The sequence below is a fragment of the Arcobacter iocasae genome, from assembly GCF_042214795.1.
In the GTDB taxonomy this organism is placed as follows: domain Bacteria; phylum Campylobacterota; class Campylobacteria; order Campylobacterales; family Arcobacteraceae; genus Arcobacter; species Arcobacter iocasae.
Genome location: NZ_CP090177.1, coordinates 157,730 through 179,397, shown reverse-complemented (window position 1 = coordinate 179,397; position 21,668 = coordinate 157,730). Strand labels below are relative to the sequence as shown.

Annotated in this window: 18 protein-coding genes; 10 read left to right on the top strand and 8 right to left on the bottom strand. The window is 29.9% G+C overall.

What is annotated here, in order from left to right:
- Positions 1 to 130: 130 nt before the first annotated feature.
- A complete protein-coding gene (locus LXN10_RS00940) occupies positions 131 to 3,301 on the top strand; it encodes a GLUG motif-containing protein (RefSeq protein WP_375724093.1) in 3,171 nt (1,056 codons plus the stop codon).
- The gene (locus LXN10_RS00935) at positions 3,298 to 4,965 is read left to right on the top strand and encodes a ShlB/FhaC/HecB family hemolysin secretion/activation protein (protein ID WP_375724092.1); all 1,668 of its coding nucleotides are present in this window, start codon (positions 3,298 to 3,300) and stop codon (positions 4,963 to 4,965) included. The genes LXN10_RS00940 and LXN10_RS00935 overlap by 4 nt, the downstream gene beginning before the upstream one ends.
- Positions 4,966 to 5,019: 54 nt before the next feature.
- Here LXN10_RS00935 and LXN10_RS00930 read toward each other — a convergent pair whose 3' ends face one another.
- From LXN10_RS00930 to abc-f, 3 genes are read right to left on the bottom strand one after another with little or no spacing between them, the layout of a single operon-like run.
- Complete coding sequence (locus LXN10_RS00930) at positions 5,020 to 6,276, bottom strand: GGDEF domain-containing protein (protein WP_375724091.1); 1,257 nt, start codon at positions 6,274 to 6,276, stop codon at positions 5,020 to 5,022.
- A gap of 12 nt (positions 6,277 to 6,288) precedes the next feature.
- Entirely contained in the window at positions 6,289 to 6,732 is a 444-nt protein-coding gene (locus LXN10_RS00925) for a GatB/YqeY domain-containing protein (protein ID WP_375724090.1), read from the bottom strand.
- Between the two features lie 45 nt (positions 6,733 to 6,777).
- Positions 6,778 to 8,736, bottom strand: a complete 1,959-nt coding sequence (abc-f, locus tag LXN10_RS00920) for a ribosomal protection-like ABC-F family protein (protein ID WP_375724089.1) — start codon at positions 8,734 to 8,736, stop codon at positions 6,778 to 6,780.
- Positions 8,737 to 8,884: 148 nt separating this feature from the next.
- On the opposite strand from abc-f, the gene LXN10_RS00915 reads away from it, so the two are divergent.
- Both LXN10_RS00915 and LXN10_RS00910 read left to right on the top strand, forming a co-directional pair.
- Positions 8,885 to 9,406, top strand: coding sequence for a hypothetical protein (locus LXN10_RS00915; protein WP_375724088.1), 522 nt, complete (start codon positions 8,885 to 8,887; stop codon positions 9,404 to 9,406).
- A gap of 104 nt (positions 9,407 to 9,510) precedes the next feature.
- Positions 9,511 to 10,134 (top strand): CBS domain-containing protein, encoded by a 624-nt coding sequence (locus tag LXN10_RS00910; RefSeq protein WP_375724087.1) that lies wholly within the window; start codon positions 9,511 to 9,513, stop codon positions 10,132 to 10,134.
- Between the two features lie 6 nt (positions 10,135 to 10,140).
- Here the strand turns inward: LXN10_RS00910 and LXN10_RS00905 are convergent, their stop codons facing one another.
- Genes LXN10_RS00905 through LXN10_RS00890 form a run of 4 tightly spaced genes read right to left on the bottom strand, consistent with a single transcriptional unit; the run spans position 10,141 to position 14,605 of the window.
- Entirely contained in the window at positions 10,141 to 10,293 is a 153-nt protein-coding gene (locus LXN10_RS00905; protein ID WP_375724086.1) for a hypothetical protein, read from the bottom strand.
- A gap of 49 nt (positions 10,294 to 10,342) precedes the next feature.
- A complete protein-coding gene (locus LXN10_RS00900) occupies positions 10,343 to 12,517 on the bottom strand; it encodes a CHASE2 domain-containing protein (protein WP_375724085.1) in 2,175 nt (724 codons plus the stop codon).
- A 14-nt stretch (positions 12,518 to 12,531) separates the two neighbouring features.
- Positions 12,532 to 13,428 carry a cation diffusion facilitator family transporter gene (locus LXN10_RS00895; protein WP_375724084.1) on the bottom strand — a complete coding sequence of 299 codons (897 nt, stop codon included), beginning with the start codon at positions 13,426 to 13,428 and terminating at the stop codon, positions 12,532 to 12,534.
- A gap of 4 nt (positions 13,429 to 13,432) precedes the next feature.
- Positions 13,433 to 14,605 (bottom strand): pyridoxal phosphate-dependent aminotransferase, encoded by a 1,173-nt coding sequence (locus LXN10_RS00890; RefSeq protein ID WP_375724083.1) that lies wholly within the window; start codon positions 14,603 to 14,605, stop codon positions 13,433 to 13,435.
- Positions 14,606 to 14,684: 79 nt separating this feature from the next.
- Here LXN10_RS00890 and LXN10_RS00885 point away from each other — a divergent pair, with 79 nt between their 5' ends.
- Entirely contained in the window at positions 14,685 to 15,272 is a 588-nt protein-coding gene (locus LXN10_RS00885) for a M48 family metallopeptidase (RefSeq protein ID WP_375724082.1), read from the top strand.
- Here the strand turns inward: LXN10_RS00885 and LXN10_RS00880 are convergent.
- Positions 15,259 to 15,675, bottom strand: coding sequence for a DUF721 domain-containing protein (locus LXN10_RS00880; protein ID WP_375724081.1), 417 nt, complete (start codon positions 15,673 to 15,675; stop codon positions 15,259 to 15,261). The genes LXN10_RS00885 and LXN10_RS00880 overlap by 14 nt on opposite strands.
- Before the next feature lie 95 nt (positions 15,676 to 15,770).
- On the opposite strand from LXN10_RS00880, the gene nadB reads away from it, so the two are divergent.
- The 5 genes from nadB to LXN10_RS00855 all read left to right on the top strand — a co-directional run bounded on the left by nadB (position 15,771) and on the right by LXN10_RS00855 (position 21,207).
- Positions 15,771 to 17,222: an L-aspartate oxidase gene (nadB, locus tag LXN10_RS00875; RefSeq protein ID WP_375724080.1), complete on the top strand. Its 1,452-nt coding sequence runs from the start codon at positions 15,771 to 15,773 to the stop codon at positions 17,220 to 17,222.
- Entirely contained in the window at positions 17,222 to 18,613 is a 1,392-nt protein-coding gene (gene nhaD, locus LXN10_RS00870; RefSeq protein ID WP_375724079.1) for a sodium:proton antiporter NhaD, read from the top strand. The genes nadB and nhaD overlap by 1 nt, the downstream gene beginning before the upstream one ends.
- 80 nt (positions 18,614 to 18,693) lie before the next feature.
- On the top strand, positions 18,694 to 18,882 hold the full coding sequence (locus LXN10_RS00865) for a hypothetical protein (protein WP_375724078.1): 189 nt from the start codon (positions 18,694 to 18,696) through the stop codon (positions 18,880 to 18,882).
- A 99-nt stretch (positions 18,883 to 18,981) separates the two neighbouring features.
- Positions 18,982 to 20,517: a glutamine-hydrolyzing GMP synthase gene (gene guaA / locus LXN10_RS00860; RefSeq protein ID WP_375724077.1), complete on the top strand. Its 1,536-nt coding sequence runs from the start codon at positions 18,982 to 18,984 to the stop codon at positions 20,515 to 20,517.
- Positions 20,518 to 20,838: 321 nt separating this feature from the next.
- Positions 20,839 to 21,207, top strand: a complete 369-nt coding sequence (locus tag LXN10_RS00855; protein ID WP_375724076.1) for a hypothetical protein — start codon at positions 20,839 to 20,841, stop codon at positions 21,205 to 21,207.
- The last annotated feature ends 461 nt before the right edge of the window (positions 21,208 to 21,668 follow it).

Genomic DNA, 21,668 nt, shown 5'->3' with positions numbered 1-21,668 from the left:
ATGATAATGATAAAAAGAAAGAAAGTTGATTTTATGTAAAAAAGTAACGGTGAATATAACGATAGCTAAATATAATACTTGTATATAAAAAAAGAAGAGATTTCTCTTTTCTTTATACAAGGACAATATTATGAAAGCAAACATAAATTATAGTTCCCGTTTTAGAATCCTAAAAGGTGGGAAAGTAAGTCTAGTAGTAAGTGCACTTCTAGGAGGTGTAACTCTAAGCTTTGCAGCTCCAAGTGGTGGAGTTGTAACAAGTGGAACTGCTACTATTTCTCAAAATGGAAATACAACAAATATAAATCAATCCACCTCCAAAGCTAGTATAAATTGGAATAAGTTTAATATAGCTTCCCATGAAACAGTAAACTTCAATCAACCAAATGTAAATAGTATAACTCTCAATAGAGTTATAGGAAATGAAAGAAGTATTATAGATGGAGCATTAAATGCCAATGGTCAAGTTTGGATATTAAACTCAAACGGAGTTTTATTTGGTAAAAATGCAAGTATAAACACTGCAGGCTTATTAGCTACAACTAAAGATATCTCAGATACTAACTTTCAAAATGGAAACTATAGTTTTACAGGAGATTCTACAAAATCTGTTATCAACCAAGGTACTATAAAAGTTAAAAATAATGGTTATGTAATCTTTGCTTCTAATGAAGCTAAAAATAGTGGAACTATAGAAGCAGTAAAAGGAAGAGTACAACTCACATCAGCTGATGAATATACAATAAATCTAAATGGTAACTCTTTAATAGATTTGTCTGTAGATAAAGGAACTTTAGATGCCCTAGTTGAAAACTCAGGAACTATTCTAGCAGATGGTGGAGAAGTATATCTAACTACTCATGCAGTAGATGAACTACTAAGAGGTGTAGTAAATAATACAGGGATCATAGAAGCAAACTCACTAGATGGAATAAACGGACATGTGGAACTATATGCCCATGGAGGAACTGCAAATATAGCTGGAACTATAAAAGCTAAAGGTGGGTTTGTAGAGACTTCAGGAAAAGAGCTAAGTGTTGCATCTACAACTTTAGTAGAAGCTTCAAAATGGCTGTTAGATCCTACAGATATTGTTATAGAATCAACAGGTGGAACTGATATAACAGGAGCTAGTGTAAGTGCAACTGCAATAGAGTCTAACTTAGCTACAACAGATATAGAACTAAAAGCCGATAATGATATTACTGTAAATGAAGATATCACTTGGGGTGAAGCTACAAAGCTTACTTTAACTGCAGGTAATGAGATATATGTAAATGCTATTATTGAAAATACTAACAACACTAATGGTGGAGTTTACTTTAATGCAGTTAATAGAAATGCAGCAATAAAGTTTGACCCAACTACTGGAAAAGTAATCATAAATAATATCAATCAACTCCAATGGATAAATCAAGCTTTAAATGGTAGATATGAATTAGGTTCAAACATAGATGCTAGTGATACGAGAACTTGGAATAGTGATGGAAGTGGTGGTTACTATGGATTTAAAAAATTAGGAGATAACTCTACATATAATATAGATACACAATTTACAGGAGTCTTTGATGGTAAAGGTTATATTATAGATGGCTTGTATATTAATAGAGGTGGTGAAGATTATGTAGGGTTATTTGGTCGTACTAGTGCTTATGGAGCTAATAAAGGAACAATTTTAAATCTAGGACTAACCAATGTAGATATTACAGGAAAGAAGTATGTTGGAGGATTAGTTGGAATGAATCATAATTCAACCATCACAAACTCATATGTTACAGGAAAGGTAAGTGGTAATAATAATGTTGGTGGATTAGTTGGACGGAATATTAATTCAACCATCACAAACTCTTATGCTACAGGAAATGTAAGTGGAAATGGTAATGTTGGAGGATTAGTTGGAGGGCTTGATTCTTCTACCATCACAAACTCATATTCAATAGCTACAGTAACTGGAAATGGTAATGTTGGAGGATTAGTTGGATTAAATTATAATTATTCAACCATCACAAACTCATATTGGGATATAGACACCACAGGTCAAACAAATGGAGTAGGATTTGGAAGTTCAGCTGGAGCTACAGGAATCTATAGCTCAACTAACACAGTAAATGCTTTTGATGAAGCAACTTATGCAGGCTTTGATTTTACAAACACTTGGTTTATGATTGAGGGGGAGACAAGACCTTTTTTAAGAAGTGAATACTCTACTACTATCACAAATGACCACCAACTCCAACTTATGGCTATGGATTTAACAGCTGATTATGTTCTAGCAAATAATATAAAATACACAGGCGATATGTGGAGCTCTAAAGGGTTTGATTCTATAGGAGATAGTAGTACAAGATTTACAGGAAACTTTGATGGTCAAGGGCATGTTATAGATGGTCTTTATATCAATAGAGGTAATGAAGATCGTGTAGGGTTATTTGGTTATGCCTTTGGTTCAAATATCTCAAATATAGGACTTACTAATGTAGATATTACAGGAAAGGATTATGTTGGAGGATTAGTTGGGAGTAGTTTTTCAACAATCCAAAACTCATATGCTACAGGAAGTGTAAGTGGAAATAAATATGTTGGAGGATTAGCTGGGATGGTTGGTGGTACAATGAGAAACTCCTATGCTACGGTAACTGTAAATGGAAACGATTCTGTTGGAGGATTGGTTGGATCTACTAATGGTAACATTTTTAATTCATATGCTACAGGGGCTGTAAGTGGAAATACCAATACTGGAGGGTTAGCTGGTTTTTCTTCTTTATCACTTATCATAAACTCATATTGGGATATAGATACTACAGGGCAAACAAATGGTGTAGGAAATGGAAGTTCAGCTGGGGCTACAGGAATCTATAGCTCAACCAATACGAAAGATGCTTTTGATAAAGCAACTTATGTAGGCTTTGATATTATAGAAGATTCAACGATTTCAAGTAGTTATAAATATCCTGTTTTAAGTATTTTTAATGGAGGGGGTAGTAGTGTTTGGAAAATTTATAAAGCTCCCCCTTCAGTTCCAGTTACTCCAACTCAAATTGCCAAAACAACAACACTTGATTTAAGTAAAGTAATCACTCCAATATCCAACAAAAAAGTATTTACAAATAAAGATATAGAAACATTACTCAAAAGTGGAATAGATATAAAAACAATCTTACAACAACTAGATACTAATGAACTGGCACTTATTCCTGGAATTGTGATGCAAGTATTAAATGGTGGGATAAATCTTCCCTTTGGAAGTAAACAACAGTTTAATTTAAATCAAGAAAGTGAAGAAGAGGAAAATACAATATGAAAAAAACATCAATACTCTTAGCCACAACATTAAGTCTGCATGCAGCACCTATACCAAATATCAGTGACTTCTTAAATGAGGTAAAACCACCAAAGATGGAAAAGAAAAAAGAGGTTCTACCTCCTTTACAACAAGAGAGTGATGAGTATAAAAAAAGTTTTGAAGATGGTAAAAAAGTATTTATAAAAAGCTATTTGATTAATGGAAATACTCAACTAAGCACTAAAAAACTACAGACTATTTTAAAACCTTATGAATCAAAAGAGTTAAGTTTTAAAGAGATACAAGAGATAGTTACTCTTATTACAAAAGCATATAGAGATGAGGGGTATTTTGTAGCAAGAGCTTATATACCTACTCAAGATTTACAAGCACAAGATGGAGTACTTAAAATAGCAATTATCGAAGGGAGCTATGGAGAGTTTAAACTAGAAAACAGTTCATTAGTCAAAGATTCTATCTTACAAGCCAAACTTGATGTTGCAAAAAACAAAGAAGCAATAGCTATAAAAGACTTACAAAGAGCATTGCTTTTAATCAATGATACTCCTGGGGTAAAAGTAAGTAGTACAAAAATTGCTGCTGGAAAAGAGGTTGGTACAAGTGACTTTATAATAGGGACACAAGCCACTGAACCATATAATGGCTATCTTATTGGGGATAATTATGGTTCAGATTATACAGGTAAATATAGAGTTATGGCAGGTGTGGATATCAACTCTCCTTTTAAAATAGGAGATAAAATCTCTTTGTCTGCTTTGAGTTCTGAAAATATGGGTTTATTAAATGGAAGAGTAGGGTATGGATTTCCCATATATGAAAACGGATTGAGGGGAGAAGTAAGTTACTCTAAAACTACTTATGAGTTAGGAGATAAATATGAAAATCTTGATGCTTTAGGAAGTGCTGATAGTTTTGTAGCTTTATTTACTTATCCAGTTATTCGCTCAAACGGTGAGAATTTAAATACATACTTAAGAACATCATATAATAAAATGAATGATGAGATTAGAGCTACTTCATCAAATGTAAAAAAGAATACAGTAGTTTCTAAAGTTGGAGTTGATTATTCAAAAAACCATCTTATTTTTGGTAAATATTCACAAACAAAAATAGATACTTCTCTTAGTCTTGGTAGATTGAATTTTAATAATTCAGTTGATGAAGCAGATGATAAAAAAGGAGCAAATACAAATGGAAACTTCTCAAAAATAAATATTGAATTAGAAAACAATACTTTACTTAATGAGAAAATAAATTGGAAAAATAAACTTCAACTTCAATATGCTCTTGGAAATAAAAATCTAGATGGAAGTGAAGATTTGAGTTTAGGTGGTATTAATGGAGTTAAATTTTATCCTAGTGGAGAAGAGAGTGCTGAAAATGGATATATTTATACTACTGAGTTAACTTATACTTTACCTTCATTTAATGACCTAAATTCAAAAATTGGAATGTTTTACGATGTGGGAAGAGTATATATGAGTAGAAATATTACAAATGAGAAAAGTAGAACTTTGCAAGATATTGGAGTGAGTTATAGTGCTTTTTATAAAAGATTTTTTATGAATACTAACTTATCACATAAGCTTGGAGCTGCTAAAGTTACTAGTAGAGACGATTATAATACTAGATTTATGTTACAACTTGGTATGACATTTTAATTTATTTTTATGGGTTAAATCATCGTTGATGATGATTTAACCCATAACTTAGTTTTATATTACTAATCCATCTTCTAGTATTATTTTATTTCTACCATCATTTTTTGCTTGATATAGAAGTATATCTGCTTTTTGTATTGCATCATGGTAAGTTTTATGGTCATTTCTTAAAACTACACCAGCTGAGAAGGTCACTTTTATTTTATTATTTTTATAATTAAAACTATTTTCATTTACGATATTTTTTATTCTTTTTAAATATTGTAAAACTTCTCTTCTTAGTTTATATTCAACAGTTGCTACAAACTCTTCTCCACCATATCTAGCTAAGATATCATTTTCTCTAGTTTGGCTTTTCAGTATTTTTGAGAAAGTTTTTAATACCGTATCTCCACCTTCATGACCAAAGGAATCATTTATATTTTTAAAGTGGTCTAAGTCAAAAAAGACTATTGCGTATTGTATATTTTCTCGCTCGAAGTTTTTATCTATGGTTTTTATTTCTGTATCATAAGCTCTTCTTGTAAGAAGCCCAGTAAGGTGATCTATAATTGCCTCTTTTTTTGCTTCTTTTAACTGAGATTCTAAATTCTGAACTTTGTTTTCTAAATCTTTTACATGGTTTTCACCAGTTGATAATTTTTTATTTACTTCACTCATCTCTGTTTCGATACTAGAAGCTGCATTTATAAGTTTATTTTGCAAAGCTACCAATTCTGAAATATTGCTATCTTCTAAATCTATTGATGCAAGTTCATCTTTTATGCTTGTTACATTACTTGAACTATTTTGGTTACTGTTGATTGCTTCTTTTAAGTGTTTACCCATAAGAGTTACTAGTTTTGCAATATCAGCAGTTTTTTCTTTTAGTAGGGTTTGATCTGTTGTAAATCTTTTTTCTAAAAGTTTTTGCATCTCTTTTTGTATATCTTCTTCAAAGATAAGTTCTGGAGAATCACCGATTTTAATAGAAAAATTTGTAAGTTGTTCATCAAGATGAATATTGATTGATGGAGATAGAGCCTGCTTGATAATAGAAGCCAATGTCGAGACATTTTTAATATGAACTCTTTTTAAAAGTAGGGCAATAAGTTCTTCAAATGTCTGAATATCATTTGCATTTAATTCATCCCTTTCTTGGGGTGTTAGTTTACTAACTAAGTTTTTAAATAAATTACATTCTTCTATTTTTTCATTTTGCTCTTTTGCAAGATTACAAAACTCTTTGTTGTATTCATTAGGAGTTGGTTGAACACTTCGTTCTTTTAATACTTCTAATGTCTTGGCAGCTATTTTTTCAATATTTGTCATGAGTTTCCTTTTTTAAGCTAAAAGTTTTTTTACCATCTCATTTATTCTTTTTCCATCAGCAACGCCTGCAAATTTTTTACTTGCAGTTCCCATTACTTTTCCCATATCTTTTATAGTTGTTGCACCAACTTCTGCTATTACTTCTTTCATCCCAGTTTCTAGTTCTTCATCACTTAGTTGTTGTGGTAAATATATTTTAAATACTTCGATTTGCTCTTGTTCTACTTGAGCTAAATCATCTCTTCCTGCATCTTTATATTGGATAGAGGCTTCTTCTCTTTGTTTGATACCTCTTTGTACAAGTTTAATAACATCTTCATCATTTAACTCTTTTCTTTCATCTACTTCGATTTGTTTTATCATAGTATTAATAGCTCTTATAGAATCTCTTTTTACAATCTCTTTTGATCTCATAGCATCTTTTAAATCTGATTTTAGTTGTTCTTTTAAACTCATATTGACAATCCCTTTATAATTTATAAATTTATTTATTGTAGCAAACTATGCGTTAAAACTTTCTATTAGTTCTTCAAGTTCTAAATATCGCTCAACTTTTTTTTCATAGATTGACTTTGTCTCTTCTAATTCTTGGGAAACGGCTACTATTCCTTTTTGTTCATAACAAGAAGGATTTGATAAACACTCATTTATCTCTTCTATTTTTGATTCTAATTCTTCTATCTCTTTTGGGAGATTATCATAATCCCTTTGGTCTTTGTAGCTTAGTTTTGTTTGCTTTTTAGTGTTAGTTGTTTGTTTTGTTTTTGTAGTCTCTTCTTTTGCTAACTCTTTTTCATAATCTTCTAATTCTTTTATTTCTTTTTCTATTTCAAGGTACTCAGTATATGGTTGAAATGATTCAAATATCTCACCATCTTTACCTTTGAAAACATAAAGTTTTTTTGCAATCTTATCTACAAAATATCTATCATGTGATACAAATATAAGAGCCCCTTGGAAGTTTTGCAAATACTCTTCTAGGATATTGATTGTGGGGATATCAAGGTCATTTGTAGGTTCATCTAAAACCATACAATCAATATCTTTAGTAAATAAAAGTGCAAGGGCTACTCTGTTTTTTTCACCACCACTTAATACGCCAATTTTTTTATCTAAATATTCTCTAGGAAATAAAAAGTTTTTTAAGTATCCAAATACATGTAAGTTTCTTCCATCTGGAAGTACAACTCTATCTCCACCATTTGGACAAAAGGTTTCTAAAAGATTTCTGTTATCATCTAGCATTTCTCTATGTTGGTCAAAATATCCGATTTTAAAATCACCTTTTTTAAAGCTACCACTATCGATTTGAAGTTTACCCATAAAGATTCGTAGCATAGTTGATTTTCCAGTACCATTTGGTCCTACTATTGCTATGGTGTCTTTTTGTAAGATTCTTGCTGTAAAGTCTTTGATAAGAAGTTTATTTCCTAGTGTTTTTGATATGTCATCAAGTTCGAAGAGCATCTTTCTTTTATTTTGAATTTTTACATCTTCGCTATTAAATGCCTTTTGTTCTCTTTGAAGTTCTACACTCATCTTTTTTATAAGTGATGGGTTTGATCTAGCTTGTTTTTTTAGGTCAAAATATTCTGATTTTCTTCTTTCATTTCTTTTTCTTCTAGCTGTAACTCCATGTTGCATCCAGTAAGCTTCTCTTTTTACCATTCTTATTAGATTGTGGTGTTCTTTTTCCATGATTTCTAGCATTTGTTGCTTTTGTTCTAAGTAAGCAGTATATCCACCTTTGTATTTTTTGATTTCCCCATTTTCTACTTCTATAATTTCAGTTGCAATATTATCTATAAAGTATCTATCATGTGAGATAAAAATAAGTGTAAAGTTGTTTTTAATAAGTAGTTCTTCAAGGAACTCTACCATATAAACATCAAGGTGATTGGTAGGCTCATCTAGAAGTAAAACATCTGGTTTTCTAAGTAACAATCCAGCAAGACTAACCCGTCTTTGTTCTCCTCCACTTAAGAGATTTACATCTTTGTGTTCAAACTCTTTTAGGTGGAACTCTATCAATACTCGTTCAATGAGATTATCCAAGTCCCAAGCATTGTGAAACTCTAAAAATGTAGCTAGTTCGCTTTGTCTATGAAGGAGGGCATTATTTTCATAATCAGTCATTAGTTTATGAGATATCTCTTCATATTCATCTTTTGCACTTTTTACTTCAACTAGTTGCTCTTCAATAGCATCTCTTACCATCAGATTGTCTTTGAACTTTGGTTGTTGGGCTAGCATCTCTATTTTAAGAGATTTATCAATAGCCATTTCCCCACTATCAACTTCCACTTCACCAGTGATGATTTTAAGAAGGGTTGATTTCCCTTGTCCATTTTGTCCAATGACAGCGATTCTTTGTCCTTGGTTTAGTGTAAAGTTCACATTTTTGAGTATCACTTTGATGTCATATTGTTTTGAGATGTTTTGTAAGTCTATTAGTGCCATATGAGTTTTAAAATCCTATATATTATTTATTAATTTGGGTAGATATAGTATCTAAATATCTGTTATATCCTGCTTTTAATATTTATAGAGATATTAGTTACATTAAAACTTATTGGTTATAATTAAATAAAGATAGGAAATAATATTAATGAATAGATTAGTTATTGATTCAAATATAATAGATTATTGTTCTGAATTAGGTTTGACAAAAAGTTTTTTTGAAAACCTAGATATTGAAATTTGGGTTCCAACTTATGTTAAGAATGAAATTTTAAATTCTAAAAAAGAAAAACTTATAAATAAATTATCAGAAATAGAATTTAAAAGAATTGGTTTTTTTGGTTTTGCTGATAACCCAAATGCATTAAGTTTTGGGCAAGGTTCTTTTTATTCAAATGAATATGATGACTTTATAAATAATACATCAGAAAAACATAGAAATGATAGATTTATTGCTTTGTTATCAAAGATAAATAATGCAATTTTTATGACAAGTGATAATAAAATATTTAAAGATGTCTGTATAAATAAAGTAAGAGCTTTATTTATATCAAAAGATGAAAAATCTTATAATAAAGCAATTCAATATAGTGAACATGTATATTATAATTTAATTTGGACAAAAGAGAAATTTAGAAAGATAATAGATGAAGGTTCTTTATTTAAGTAAATTATCATGAACACCTTTCGGTCTTCATGATAAAGTTTTTATTAAATAATTTGTATTTAATCTCTAAATGATGTTACAATTAATAACTTTCAAAAGGAAATACAATGTTTACAATATATGAAAATGGAATAGTAGGTGTTCAAACTACAGCTGATAATTTATACAAAGTTAAACCAATCGATAAATCAACTGATGCAAAATTTAAACCAGATGATGAAATTGTTGAGTATTTCTCTCACAAAAGAAAGAACTCTAAAAATAATGATGAACGAATAAACTCCTATAAAAAAATAGCAAATATGGATACATCTGAACCTATTTACCAAGTAAAAGATATCATGACAAAAGATGTATTTACTATTGATACAAAAGCAAGTATAGAAGAAGCATATAACCTTTTAAAAGAGTATGGAGTAATGCAAATACCCGTAATCTCAACTGAGAGAAAAATAATAGGCTTGATAAGTAAAAAAATAATACTAAACCTTTTGATGGCTGATATGGATAATTCAACTGCAATATTAAATAGAGCATTAGAGGATATATTTTTACCTGAAGTTATAACAACAGATCCAATTTCTGATATAAGAAGAGTGGCTAAAGTTATGATTGACTATAAACTTGATGCTATTCCTGTCGTTGATGATGATATTTTAATTGGAATTATCTCTAAAACAGATATTTTAAAAGCAGTTTCTCACTTACCAAAATTGCAATTATGGTCATAAAAAAGTTTAATCAAACTTTTTAAAATCCTTATCTTCACTTCCATCTTTCTTTCTATTTTTATACTTCCACATAGTAATAAAATATCTCACACTAGAAAGACTTAAAATAAAGGCTATTATAAACATAACAACATAGATCAATGTTATAAATATCTCCATTTTTTATCCTTTTTATTTAGTATAACAAAATTGATAAGAAATTAAAAATTTAGCCTTTAGTTGTGTGCTCGTAAACTCCAATGAAGTTTTCTGGTGGGTGTTTTACAAACTCTGTACATCTTTGGATATAGATTTTATAGATATTATTATTAGTTTTTATCTCACTATTTTCTAACTCTTCAAAAATCACTAAAGCCTCTTTAAATTGTGAGTTTTTATATAATTCAATTGCTTCATGGTGTTTTTCTAACTCTTCTTTTTGTGCTCCTTGTGCTTGACCTTTTCCATATACTTGCCAAATTTCTACGGGTTCTATTTTACCTTTTACTGTTACTAAATCTAAAAACCTAAAGATATAGTCTTCTTTTAAAGCATCTTTTGTAAAGTTTGAGATATTTAGTTTTGAGTTATAAAATTTACATAGGGATTCTAATCTTGCACCAAGATTTATGGCATCTCCAATAACAGTATAATCACTTCTTCCACTACTTCCCATCTCTCCTACAATTGCCATACCTGTATTTAGACCAATTCCTATATCGATATGAGGTTTGTTTTCTTTGTCGTACTCTTTATTTAAAGGTTCTAGGTGAGCTATTTGTTCAAGTGCAGCAAGAACAGCTTTATCTGGGTGATTTTCCACATTTCCAGGGGCATTCCAATACGCCATGATAGCATCACCAATATATTTATCAATAGTTCCTTGGTATTTTGTAATTATATTACTCATAGGTTCCATATATTGATTTAAATATTTAATTAAATTTTTGGCATCACCCATCTTTTCTGATATTTGAGTGAAACCTCTTACATCACTAAAAAATACTGTAACTTCTTTTTCCATAGCTTGAAAACCACTGTCATCCATATTCTTAAGTAAGTTATCCATTACATCTTTTGATACTTTAGAAGCAAATTTTTTCTTGATAGCTTCTTCTTGTCTTATCTCAAAAAAGTAATCAAGTAAGGTAGCAATTATAGCTGCTGTACTTATAGTAAGAATGGGGTAAAATATATTAAATACTAAACCTTTAGTAAATAAGGAATAATATGAAGCATATACTGTAGTTGCTAAAAATGCTATTGTAATAAATGGGTTATACCAAAACGGTGTAAATGTGATTGCAAGGGTAACTATTAAAGATAGAGTAAAAATTAATACTAAATTTACTCCATCCATCCATGATGCTTTGAAAATAAAATCACCAGTTAAAATATTATCAATAACATTTGCATGAACTTCTACCCCTGGGTAAACAGATTCAAAAGGAGTAGCTCGAAGATCTAGTAATCCAGCTGCAGAAGTTCCAACTAATGCTACTTTGCCTTCAATAAATTTTTTATCAAATTTATTATTATATATGTCAAGGGCAGAGATATATTTAAAACTTTTTTCTTTACCTCTAAAGTTTACTAATATTCTTCCGTGTCTATCTGTTGGAATTGTTATGTCATTTAATTTTACATTTTCAACACCATCTTCATCATAATTTATGATAACTCTTTTTGTATCAGTAATGACTCTTAGTACTTCTAAAGCAAGTGAAGGGTAAATAATATCATTATATGAGATGATTAAGGGTACACTTCTTATGATTCCTGATTCATCTGGAACATTATTAAAAAAACCACTTGAGTATGCATTATCTTGAACCATAGGAATATTTAAAATAGTTCCTGTTGCTTTGATTAGATAGTTTTCATCAGGATTTTTGTTTTTCTCTACAAATATGGCAGGTATAGAGGGAGCTTTTTTACTTACATGTTTATTGTCTTTTTCTAATTCAAATTGATAACCTAAGATTGTAGGGGTGCTTGCAACTGTTTTTGCAAATATTTCATCATAATCAGGTACATCGTCTCTTTTTATATTGTATTTTTCTAAAACTTTTTTAGGGGAACTTCTATCACTTTCAGCAAAAACAACATCAAAGGCGATGAGTCCAATCCCTGCGTTTGTAAGGTTTTCTAAGATTTTAGCTATTTTATTTCTAGACCAAGGCCATTGCCCTAAAGTTTGTATGGATTTTTCATCAATATCTACAATAAATACATTATCATTATTTGGGATTTCTCCTCTTATTTTAAAAAGAGTATCTCTTAAGCTATTATCAAAAGTTTGAGGTAATTGTGGAAAGAAAATATATGTAAAGGATAAAAATAAAGAAAGAATTATCGAGATAGAAGAGTATAATAATACTTTTTTTATAAATTTATTTTTCATAATATTTGTTTACATTAATGTAATACATTCCCTTCATCATTTGATTCAAAATCATCATATGGATCCATATGTATGTTGATTACCCATTTTTTCTTTTTATCGATTTTTCTAATTTTATTTTCTATTCTATCAGAAATTTTATGTGCTTCCATTAAAGTAATGAGACAGTCAAATACTAAATGAACTTCCACAAATATCTTATCTCCTACTTCTCTTGTTTTTAAGAGGTGATGATTATTTACTCTCTCTTCTACAATAAAAGCATTTTCGATTTTTTTTACTATCTTTTGAGAAACAGCTTTATCAAGTAAAACTAATACTCCATTTTGAATTAATTCATATGCTGAGTATATGATATATAATGATATTGAAGCACCAATAACTATATCGATTACTTCGTAACCTGTAAATTTTACTAAGACTAAAGATAATAGTACAGCAATATTCGTATATACATCTGTTTTATAGTGTAAAGAATCAGCTTTTATAACCATATTATTTGTATTTTTAGCTACTAAATTAAGATATATAACTAAAGAGGTAGTAATAACTAAGGAGATAATCATTACAGTTAAAGACTCTTCTAAGTATTTTGACACTTCACCAGTGATAGCTTTTTCAATGGCTTGATATAATAAAAAAAGTCCAGATAATGTAATAATGGTACCTTCAATAACAGAAGCCAAAGCTTCAATCTTTCCTCTACCATAGTTAAAATATTTATCAGCTGGTTTTTCTGCATTTGAAATAGCAAAATAGTTAAATACAGATACAAACATATCTAAGATGGAATCTACAGCAGAAGCTAAAACTGCCACAGATCCACTTGCAATTCCTACAGCTAATTTTATTAGCGTAAGAATTGCTGCAACGCTTGATGAGATTATGGTTGCTTTTCTTTGTGGAGACATAATACTAGTAGTTTTCGTTTACGAACTCTTCTATTCTAGCAATACCTTTTAGAATAGAATCTAAATCTGTAGCAAATGAAAATCTAAAATATCCCTCAGTACCAAATGCAAGACCTGGAACTACGGCTACTCCTTTAAGTGCTAGTAAATCTGAACAAAATTTCATAGAGTCAAATGTAAGTTCTTTGATATTTATAAACAGATAAAAAGCACCATCTGGTTTAAGACAAGTGATACCTTTTATAGCATTAAATTTTTCAACAGCTATATCTCTTCTTTTTTCAAACTCTCTTCTCATGATTTCAATTGTAGCATCAGCTTCACCTTCTAGTGCAGGAATTGCAGCATATTGAGTGATTGAATTTACATTTGATGTAACTTGACCTTGAAGTTTTATCATAGCTTTTACTAAGTTTTTTTGAGGAGTTGCAAGATATCCAAATCTCCAACCAGTCATAGCAACTGCTTTACTAAGTCCGTTAATTGTAACTGTTCTTTGGAACATATCATCACTTACTTCAGCTGCTGTACAAAACTTTTGACCATCGTATATAATTTTTTCATACATTTCATCAGAAAAAACTAAAATATCAGTACCTTCTAAAACTTTTCCAATAGCAGTTAACTCTTCTTTAGTATAAACTGCTCCTGTTGGATTTGAAGGAGTATTTAATAATAATACTTTTGTTTTAGAAGTAATCGCTGCTTTTATTTGTTCAGCTGTTACTTTAAAACTTGTAGTATCATCTGTTTCAATAAAAACAGGTACTCCATTTGAAAATTTAACTTGTTCTGGATAAGTTACCCAATAAGGCGCAGGAATAATAACTTCATCTCCATCTTCAATTAATACTTGAAAAAGATTAAATAAAGAGTGTTTTGCTCCATTTGAGATTATAATTTCATCTAAATTATAATTTAGCCCATGATCTTTTTTTAGTTTAGTAATGATTGCTTTTTTAGTTTCTGTGATACCTTCAACAGCTGTATACTTAGTATGACCATCTTGTATAGCTTTAATTGCCGCTTGTTTTACTATATCAGGCGTGTCAAAATCTGGTTCACCAGCACTAAAACTTAGAATGTCTTTACCTTGCGCTTTAAGCTCTCTTCCTAAAGCAGTAATAGCCATTGTAACCGACGGAGATAGGTTCTCCATTCTTTTTGCAATTTTCATTATTTTCCTCAATGTATTTTTTATTATATTTCAATATAATAGTAGGTGGATTTTATCAAAAGAATACTTAAGGATGATATTGGAATTTAAAGTTTTATTGCAAGAAAAAGAAGTAGATGCAAAATTAATAAATAAAAGAAATGTTAGGCATTGTTATTTAAGAATTATAGAGAATAATTCAATTCAAATCACTGCAAATAAATACTTCTCTTTAGATGAAGCAAAAGATTTGATAAAGAGAAAAGAAGAGTGGATTTTGAGCCATCTAAATAAGAAGTCTTCAAAAATATCTGATGATAAGTTTTTTTATTTGGGAGAACTATTTGAAAAAAAAGATTTTGATGATTTTGATTTAATTACTTTTTATAAAAGTAAAGCTTCTTCAATCATAACACCAATAGTAAATAATCAAGCTCAAATCATGCAACTGTTTCCCAAAAATATAAAATACAGAAACAATAAATCAAGATGGGGATCTTGTTCTTATGACAACACTATAAATCTAAATCTAAACTTATTAAAATTTCCAGCAAGTGTCATTGAATATGTTGTAATTCATGAATTAGCACATATAAAACATAAAAATCACTCTAAAAAGTTTTGGGATTTGGTAGAAATATACTGTCCTGAGTATAAAAAATGTGAAAAAGTACTTAAGACTTTTTAATTATCTTTCTAATATCTTCAAATTTCTTTCGTAAATCTTCATCATTACAAAAATTTTCAAAGATACCATAAGAACGCTCTTTGTAAAAATCTTCACCTTTGAGTTCTTCTTCTTTTTTATCAATAACATTAGTTACAAAAAATTTTATATCATTTACATTTGCAATATTTGCTTTTTTTAAAAGTGATTTTATCAAACTCTTGTTATACTCAAACTCCATTTTATAAACAGGATGTTTTAATACGAAAAAAAGAGTTTGGTTCTTTATATAACCAAATTTTATACCTTTGTTTAGTTTTAAAGGTAAGGACTTAATTAATCTTTCTATTGTAATATTGGTATTAATTTTTTTAAATTCAGGATAATATTTCAAATGAGTAAGAATTTCGCTAGCATTTTTCATGCAATCATTATAACACTATTTTTATTAAGTTTATCAGGGTGTGGCTATAAAGCTGATCCTAGTTATGTCGACGATACAAAAGAGGTAATTACCAAGTGATTTACGATTATGTAATTATAGGCTCTGGTGTTGCTGGTTTAAATGCAGCAAGACTTATTCCTAAAGACAAAAAAGTACTTCTACTGGCTAAAAAATCTCCTTGGGAGTGTAATACCTTTTGGGCTCAAGGTGGAGTTGCCTTTGCAGTTGATAGGGAAGATATTCCAGCTCATATAGAAGATACTTTAAATGCAGGTGTTCATCATAACAATCAAGCTGCTGTAAAACTTCTAAGTGAAAAGTCAAATGAAGCAGTAAGTGACCTGATTGAAGCTGGCTTAAAAGTTGACTTAAATGCAAAAGGTCAAATTGCACTTACAAAAGAAGCAGCACATAGTAGAAGTAGAATTTTACATGCAGATGGTGATGCAACGGGAAGAATGATTCATATGTTTTTAATAGAAGAGTTTCCCCATGAACTAGTTACAAATGTTGTGGTAAGTGATTTACTTATTAAAGATGATGTTTGTTATGGAGTTCAATATTTTGTAAATGAGACAGAAGAAAAAGTTGCTTATGCTCATAACACAATAATAGCAAGTGGAGGAGTAGGTTCTTTATATAAATATCATACAAACTCTACATCTATATCTGGTGAACTGCAAGGTATCTGTTTGGAGAAAGGAATATCATTAAAAGATATGGAAATGATTCAATTTCATCCAACAGTTGTAAGGGGAACTCACTTTGCTAGAAAACCACTTCTAAGTGAAGCTTTAAGAGGTGAGGGTGCACATATAGTTGATGATGATGATAAAAGATTTTTATTTGATTATCACCAAGATGGAGAGTTAGCACCAAGGGATATTGTAAGTCGTGCAATATTTGATTATGCTACAAAAACTGGCAAGGGTGTATTTTTGTCATTTAAAAACTTTGAAAAAGAGTTTTTCCAAAAAAGATTCCCAAATATTTATGCAAATCTTAAAGACCTAGGCTTTGAGTTACCTTTTGAAAAAGTTCCAATTTCTCCTGCTTTTCATTACACAATGGGAGGAATACCTACAAACTTAGATGCCTTAGTTGTGGGCATGAAAAATCTATATGCAATAGGGGAATGTGCTTGTACTGGTGTTCATGGTGCAAATAGATTAGCTTCAAACTCTTTATTAGAGGGAATTGTTTTCTCAAAAATTGCAGTTGAACATAGCTTGAAAAATCACTTTGAAATTGATTCAAAAGCATATGATAAAAAGATAAATACTCATATAAGAAACAAAATTATTGATAAAGATATAAAAGATTTATTAAGAAAACTTATGTGGGAGAGTGCTTCTATTGTACGAAATGAGTCAGATTTACGCACTGCTTTAAATCAAATAGAAATATTTCTAAAAGAAGATGTTGGTAGGCTGTTGTTTTTAAGATTGCTTACGGCAAAATCTATATTAACTAGTGCCCTTGGACGAAAAAAATCGTTGGGTGCACATTTTATTAAGGAGAATTAATGTTAAAAGTTTTGGTGTCATTACTTTTACTTGCTGTTGCATCTTTTGCATCTAGTGGTGGAGGAGAAGCACAAGTAAACCCTGATCTTACTATGACTTGGGTTGGTATTTCATGTTTGTTTATTTTTGTTATAGGTTACTACTTTGTAGCTGCAGAAGAGAAATATGAAATCGATAAAGCAAAACCTGCTTTACTAATTGGTACTTTGATGTTTATGTTAGTTGCTGTTTATTATGCGATGAATGGCTTAGATATGGATGCTGTACACAATGAAGCATCACATCTTATTTTAGAGATTGCGGGTATCTTCTTTTTCTTATTTGTTGCAATGACATATATTGAATCTTTGATTCATATGAGTGTATTCGATAAGTTAAAATATAATCTTGTATCAAAAGGTTATACATATAGAAAACTTTTTTGGGTAACTGGTCTTTTAGCTTTCTTTATCTCACCAATTGCTGATAACTTAACAACTGCATTGATTTTATCAACAGTTCTTATCACTATTGAAAAGACTAGAAAAGATTTCTTAGTTCCAGGTGCTATTAATATTGTTGTTGCTGCAAATGCAGGTGGTGCATGGTCTCCATTTGGTGATATTACTACTCTTATGGCATGGACAGCAGGAAAAGGTGATTTTTCTGATTTCTTATTCTTATTCCCTGCTGCTATTGGAGGATATTTAGTTACAGCTATTATCTTGTCAAAATTTGTTCCAAAAGAAGTTCCAGCATTTGATGTTTCTACTGAAAAAGTTCCAGTTATGGCTGAAGGTGCAAAAGTAGTTATGGGACTTGGTATATTTACAATTTTTTCTGCTGTTGTTGGACACCAATTATTACATTTACCTGCTATGTGGGGTATGATGTTTGGTTTAGCTTTACTTAAAGTTTATTCTTATGGTTTAAAGAAAAAATATGGGAAAGACCACTTTAATATTTTCCATTCAATGGCTAAAATTGAAAATAATACATTATTATTCTTCTTTGGTATTTTAGCAGCAGTTGGTGCGTTATACTTTATAGGGTGGTTAGGATTAGCAGTTCATGTTTATCAACCTTCTGTTTTAGGACCAACGATTGCAAATATTTGTGTTGGTTTCCTTTCAGCTATAGTTGATAATGTACCTGTTATGAGTGCTGTTTTAAAAGCAGGACCAGAAATGGGACTTGACCAATGGATGCTTGTAACTTTAACAGCTGGTGTTGGTGGTTCTTTAATCTCATTTGGGTCTGCTGCTGGTGTTGGTGTTATGGGTAAATTACATGGTATTTATACTTTTGGTTCACATATGAAATATGCTTGGACTATCTTAGTTGGATATTTTGCATCTGTAGCGATTTGGTATTTACAATACGAAATTATTGGATTTTATCACGCGGGATAAATTATAGTTTGTCAACAAAAAAATAAAAGGTTACTAAGTTTTTTACTTAGTAGCCTTTTTTTTATTAAAAAGGATTTTCAATGTTTTCTTGGATTTTTAGGCCTTCTAAAAAAGAAAAATTTAAAAGAGCAAGAACTTATGTATGCAAACATTGTAAACATACTTGTGAAGGTTGTGATGCTATGTTTTGTTATTCTTGTTATAGCAACCTTGGAAATCCTTGTCCCAAATGTGGAAAAACAAATCTTCAAGAAAAAAAGATGAAATAATCGCTTAACCAATTTTTTACAACTATTTAGATAAAATCCCTCATTAAAAATTGTAATACCCAAACACCAAGAAGTGTAAAATATGAAGGAAAATAATAAATGAAACATGTACCAATCGTTGTATTAGATTTTGGTAGTCAATATACTCAAATCATAGCAAGAAAACTAAGAGAAGCAGGAGTTTATTCTGAAATTGTTCCATATAGTGAAAGTATAGAAGATATAAAGGCTAGAACGCCAAAAGGTATAATCTTAAGTGGTGGACCAGCATCTGTTTATGCTAAAGATTCATATCACCCAGATAAAGAAATATTTGAGCTTGGATTACCGATTTTAGGTATTTGTTACGGTATGCAACTTATTTCTCAATATTTTGGTGGAAGTGTAATACCAGCTGATCATCATGAATATGGAAAAGCAAAATTAAATTTTGAAAAACAAAGTGATATTTTTAGAGATACTACAGATGGGCAAACTGTATGGATGAGCCATGGTGATAGAGTAGAAACTATTCCTGAAGGATTTGAAAAAATCGCAACAAGTGAAAACTCACCTTATGCAGCTATTGCTGACTTGGATAGATTAGTTTACGCTTTCCAATTTCATCCAGAAGTATATCACTCAGAGCAGGGTGCAAAACTACTTAAAAACTTTGCAAAATATATTTGTAATTGTGAAAGCACATGGAACATGGGTTCTTTTGCAAAAGAACAAATCAAAAAAATCCAAGATCAAGTTGGAGATAAAAAAGTTCTTTGTGGTGTATCAGGAGGAGTTGATTCTTCTGTAGTTGCGACTCTTTTAGCAGAAGCAATAGGAGATCAATTGATCCCAGTATTTGTTGATAATGGACTTTTAAGAGCAAATGAAAGAGAACAAGTAGAAGCTATGTTTAAAGCAAGAGGTGTTCCTTTAATCACAGTTGATGCAAGTGAGCAATTCTTAAGTAAACTAGAAGGTGTAACAGACCCAGAAACAAAAAGAAAAATCATCGGTGAAACATTTATCAAAGTATTTGATGAAGAGGCAAAAAAACATGATGGTATAGAATTTTTAGCACAAGGAACTTTATATACAGATGTTATTGAATCAGTATCAGTAAAAGGTCCTTCAAAAACTATCAAATCTCACCACAATGTAGGTGGACTTCCAGATTGGATGACATTTGATTTAATCGAGCCATTAAGAGAAATCTTCAAAGATGAAGTAAGACTTCTAGGACTTGAACTTGGAATTCCAAAAGATATGATAGGAAGACACCCTTTCCCTGGACCTGGACTTGCTATTAGAATCATGGGAGATGTAAATAAACCTGATTTAGAGCTTTTAAGAAAAGCAGATGTTATCATGTTAGATGTTCTAAGAGCAACTGGATATTATGATAAAACATGGCAAGCCTTTACAGTACTACTAAATGTAAAATCAGTAGGAGTTATGGGTGATAACAGAACTTATGACAACACTGTTTGTGTAAGAATAGTAGAAGCAACAGATGGTATGACAGCAACATTTGCACATATTCCACATGATATTTTAGAAACAATAAGTAGAAGAATTATCAATGAGGTTGATGGGATTAATAGAGTTGTGTATGATATATCTTCAAAACCGCCAGCAACTATCGAATGGGAATAATTTTTTTGCCGTAATTTCGGCGCATCTTTCCGCGAATATGAACTTCGATGTACGAGTAGTACACCTTCGTTCATCTTCACAAAAATCTACACCAAACTTCCGACAAAAATCTATATTTTAATTTTTATAATTGTAAAATTTATTTTAAAATGTTAAATTATTTGAGGTGATATGCAAGGAATAAGTTATAAAACATTTATTAGAAATTTAAAATCTGATAATTTATCTTTAATATTATGTAGTATCATTTTTATAATACTTTTAATCATCTACATAGAATGGGACTTTTACATAAAAAACCCTATTCAAAAATTAAAAGACATGAAAACAAATAGTGGTATTGTTGAATATGTTTCAATTGGACGGATATCTTCCTTAGGTTTAAAAAATGAAGATTTTAGAGTTACTTTACCATATGGTATAGAACATAAAATTTTAAATAAGAATATTCAAATTTGGTTTCAAGAATATGAAAATTTTCTACTGGGTAAAGATAAATATATAATTCAAATTAAAATGGGTGATTGGTTATTAATAGAGAATTACAATAAATTTTATTTGAATAGATTACAAGATGAAAAAAATGCTTATAAGTATATGATATTTAATTCTATTATGATTATTTTAATATTAAGCATAATTGTATATAGAAATTTAGAATTACAAAAGAGGTATTCACGTGTTAATTAAGTTTTCTGTTTTAAACCTCTGAATAGAATAAGTTCACTTAATCTCATAATAAAATAACAATACAAATGAAAGCAAACATTAGCGATAGCAATTGAAAAACAGATTTTTTATCTGCAAGCAGAATTATCATGGTTACTTATTTTATCGTTGGATGCTGGAACAAAGTGACGAAATTCTTTGATAAAAAGTAATAAAGCGTGACCCTGAAAGTGCACAGAAGAAATAGGAAAACTTGTGCTAAAAAGCACAAGGCAAACTTTTCGCGTAGATTTATATATAGTTCTTTTTATAAAATCTAATCTAATCCCTCATTATATCAAGCAGTTTTTTAGCCATAGTAACTCCTGTATTATAAAAAATGTTGTTTAAAGTTAAATTTTTCACTTTTAACATACATTATGTATATTAAAGTTCTAAATATCAACATAAAATAAACATAAAAATTATAACAAATAATAAAA

Coding starts and splice junctions, on each gene's coding strand:
- nhaD (WP_375724079.1), top strand. CDS start 17,222: ATGTTAAAAGTTTTGGTGTCATTACTTTTACTTGCTGTTGCATCTTTT.
- guaA (WP_375724077.1), top strand. CDS start 18,982: ATGAAACATGTACCAATCGTTGTATTAGATTTTGGTAGTCAATATACT.
- LXN10_RS00910 (WP_375724087.1), top strand. CDS start 9,511: ATGTTTACAATATATGAAAATGGAATAGTAGGTGTTCAAACTACAGCT.
- LXN10_RS00890 (WP_375724083.1), bottom strand. CDS start 14,605: ATGAAAATTGCAAAAAGAATGGAGAACCTATCTCCGTCGGTTACAATG.
- LXN10_RS00900 (WP_375724085.1), bottom strand. CDS start 12,517: ATGAAAAATAAATTTATAAAAAAAGTATTATTATACTCTTCTATCTCG.
- LXN10_RS00865 (WP_375724078.1), top strand. CDS start 18,694: ATGTTTTCTTGGATTTTTAGGCCTTCTAAAAAAGAAAAATTTAAAAGA.
- LXN10_RS00905 (WP_375724086.1), bottom strand. CDS start 10,293: ATGGAGATATTTATAACATTGATCTATGTTGTTATGTTTATAATAGCC.
- LXN10_RS00925 (WP_375724090.1), bottom strand. CDS start 6,732: ATGAGTTTAAAAGAACAACTAAAATCAGATTTAAAAGATGCTATGAGA.
- LXN10_RS00915 (WP_375724088.1), top strand. CDS start 8,885: ATGAATAGATTAGTTATTGATTCAAATATAATAGATTATTGTTCTGAA.
- LXN10_RS00855 (WP_375724076.1), top strand. CDS start 20,839: ATGAAAACAAATAGTGGTATTGTTGAATATGTTTCAATTGGACGGATA.
- LXN10_RS00895 (WP_375724084.1), bottom strand. CDS start 13,428: ATGTCTCCACAAAGAAAAGCAACCATAATCTCATCAAGCGTTGCAGCA.
- LXN10_RS00880 (WP_375724081.1), bottom strand. CDS start 15,675: ATGAAAAATGCTAGCGAAATTCTTACTCATTTGAAATATTATCCTGAA.
- LXN10_RS00940 (WP_375724093.1), top strand. CDS start 131: ATGAAAGCAAACATAAATTATAGTTCCCGTTTTAGAATCCTAAAAGGT.
- LXN10_RS00930 (WP_375724091.1), bottom strand. CDS start 6,276: ATGACAAATATTGAAAAAATAGCTGCCAAGACATTAGAAGTATTAAAA.
- abc-f (WP_375724089.1), bottom strand. CDS start 8,736: ATGGCACTAATAGACTTACAAAACATCTCAAAACAATATGACATCAAA.
- LXN10_RS00935 (WP_375724092.1), top strand. CDS start 3,298: ATGAAAAAAACATCAATACTCTTAGCCACAACATTAAGTCTGCATGCA.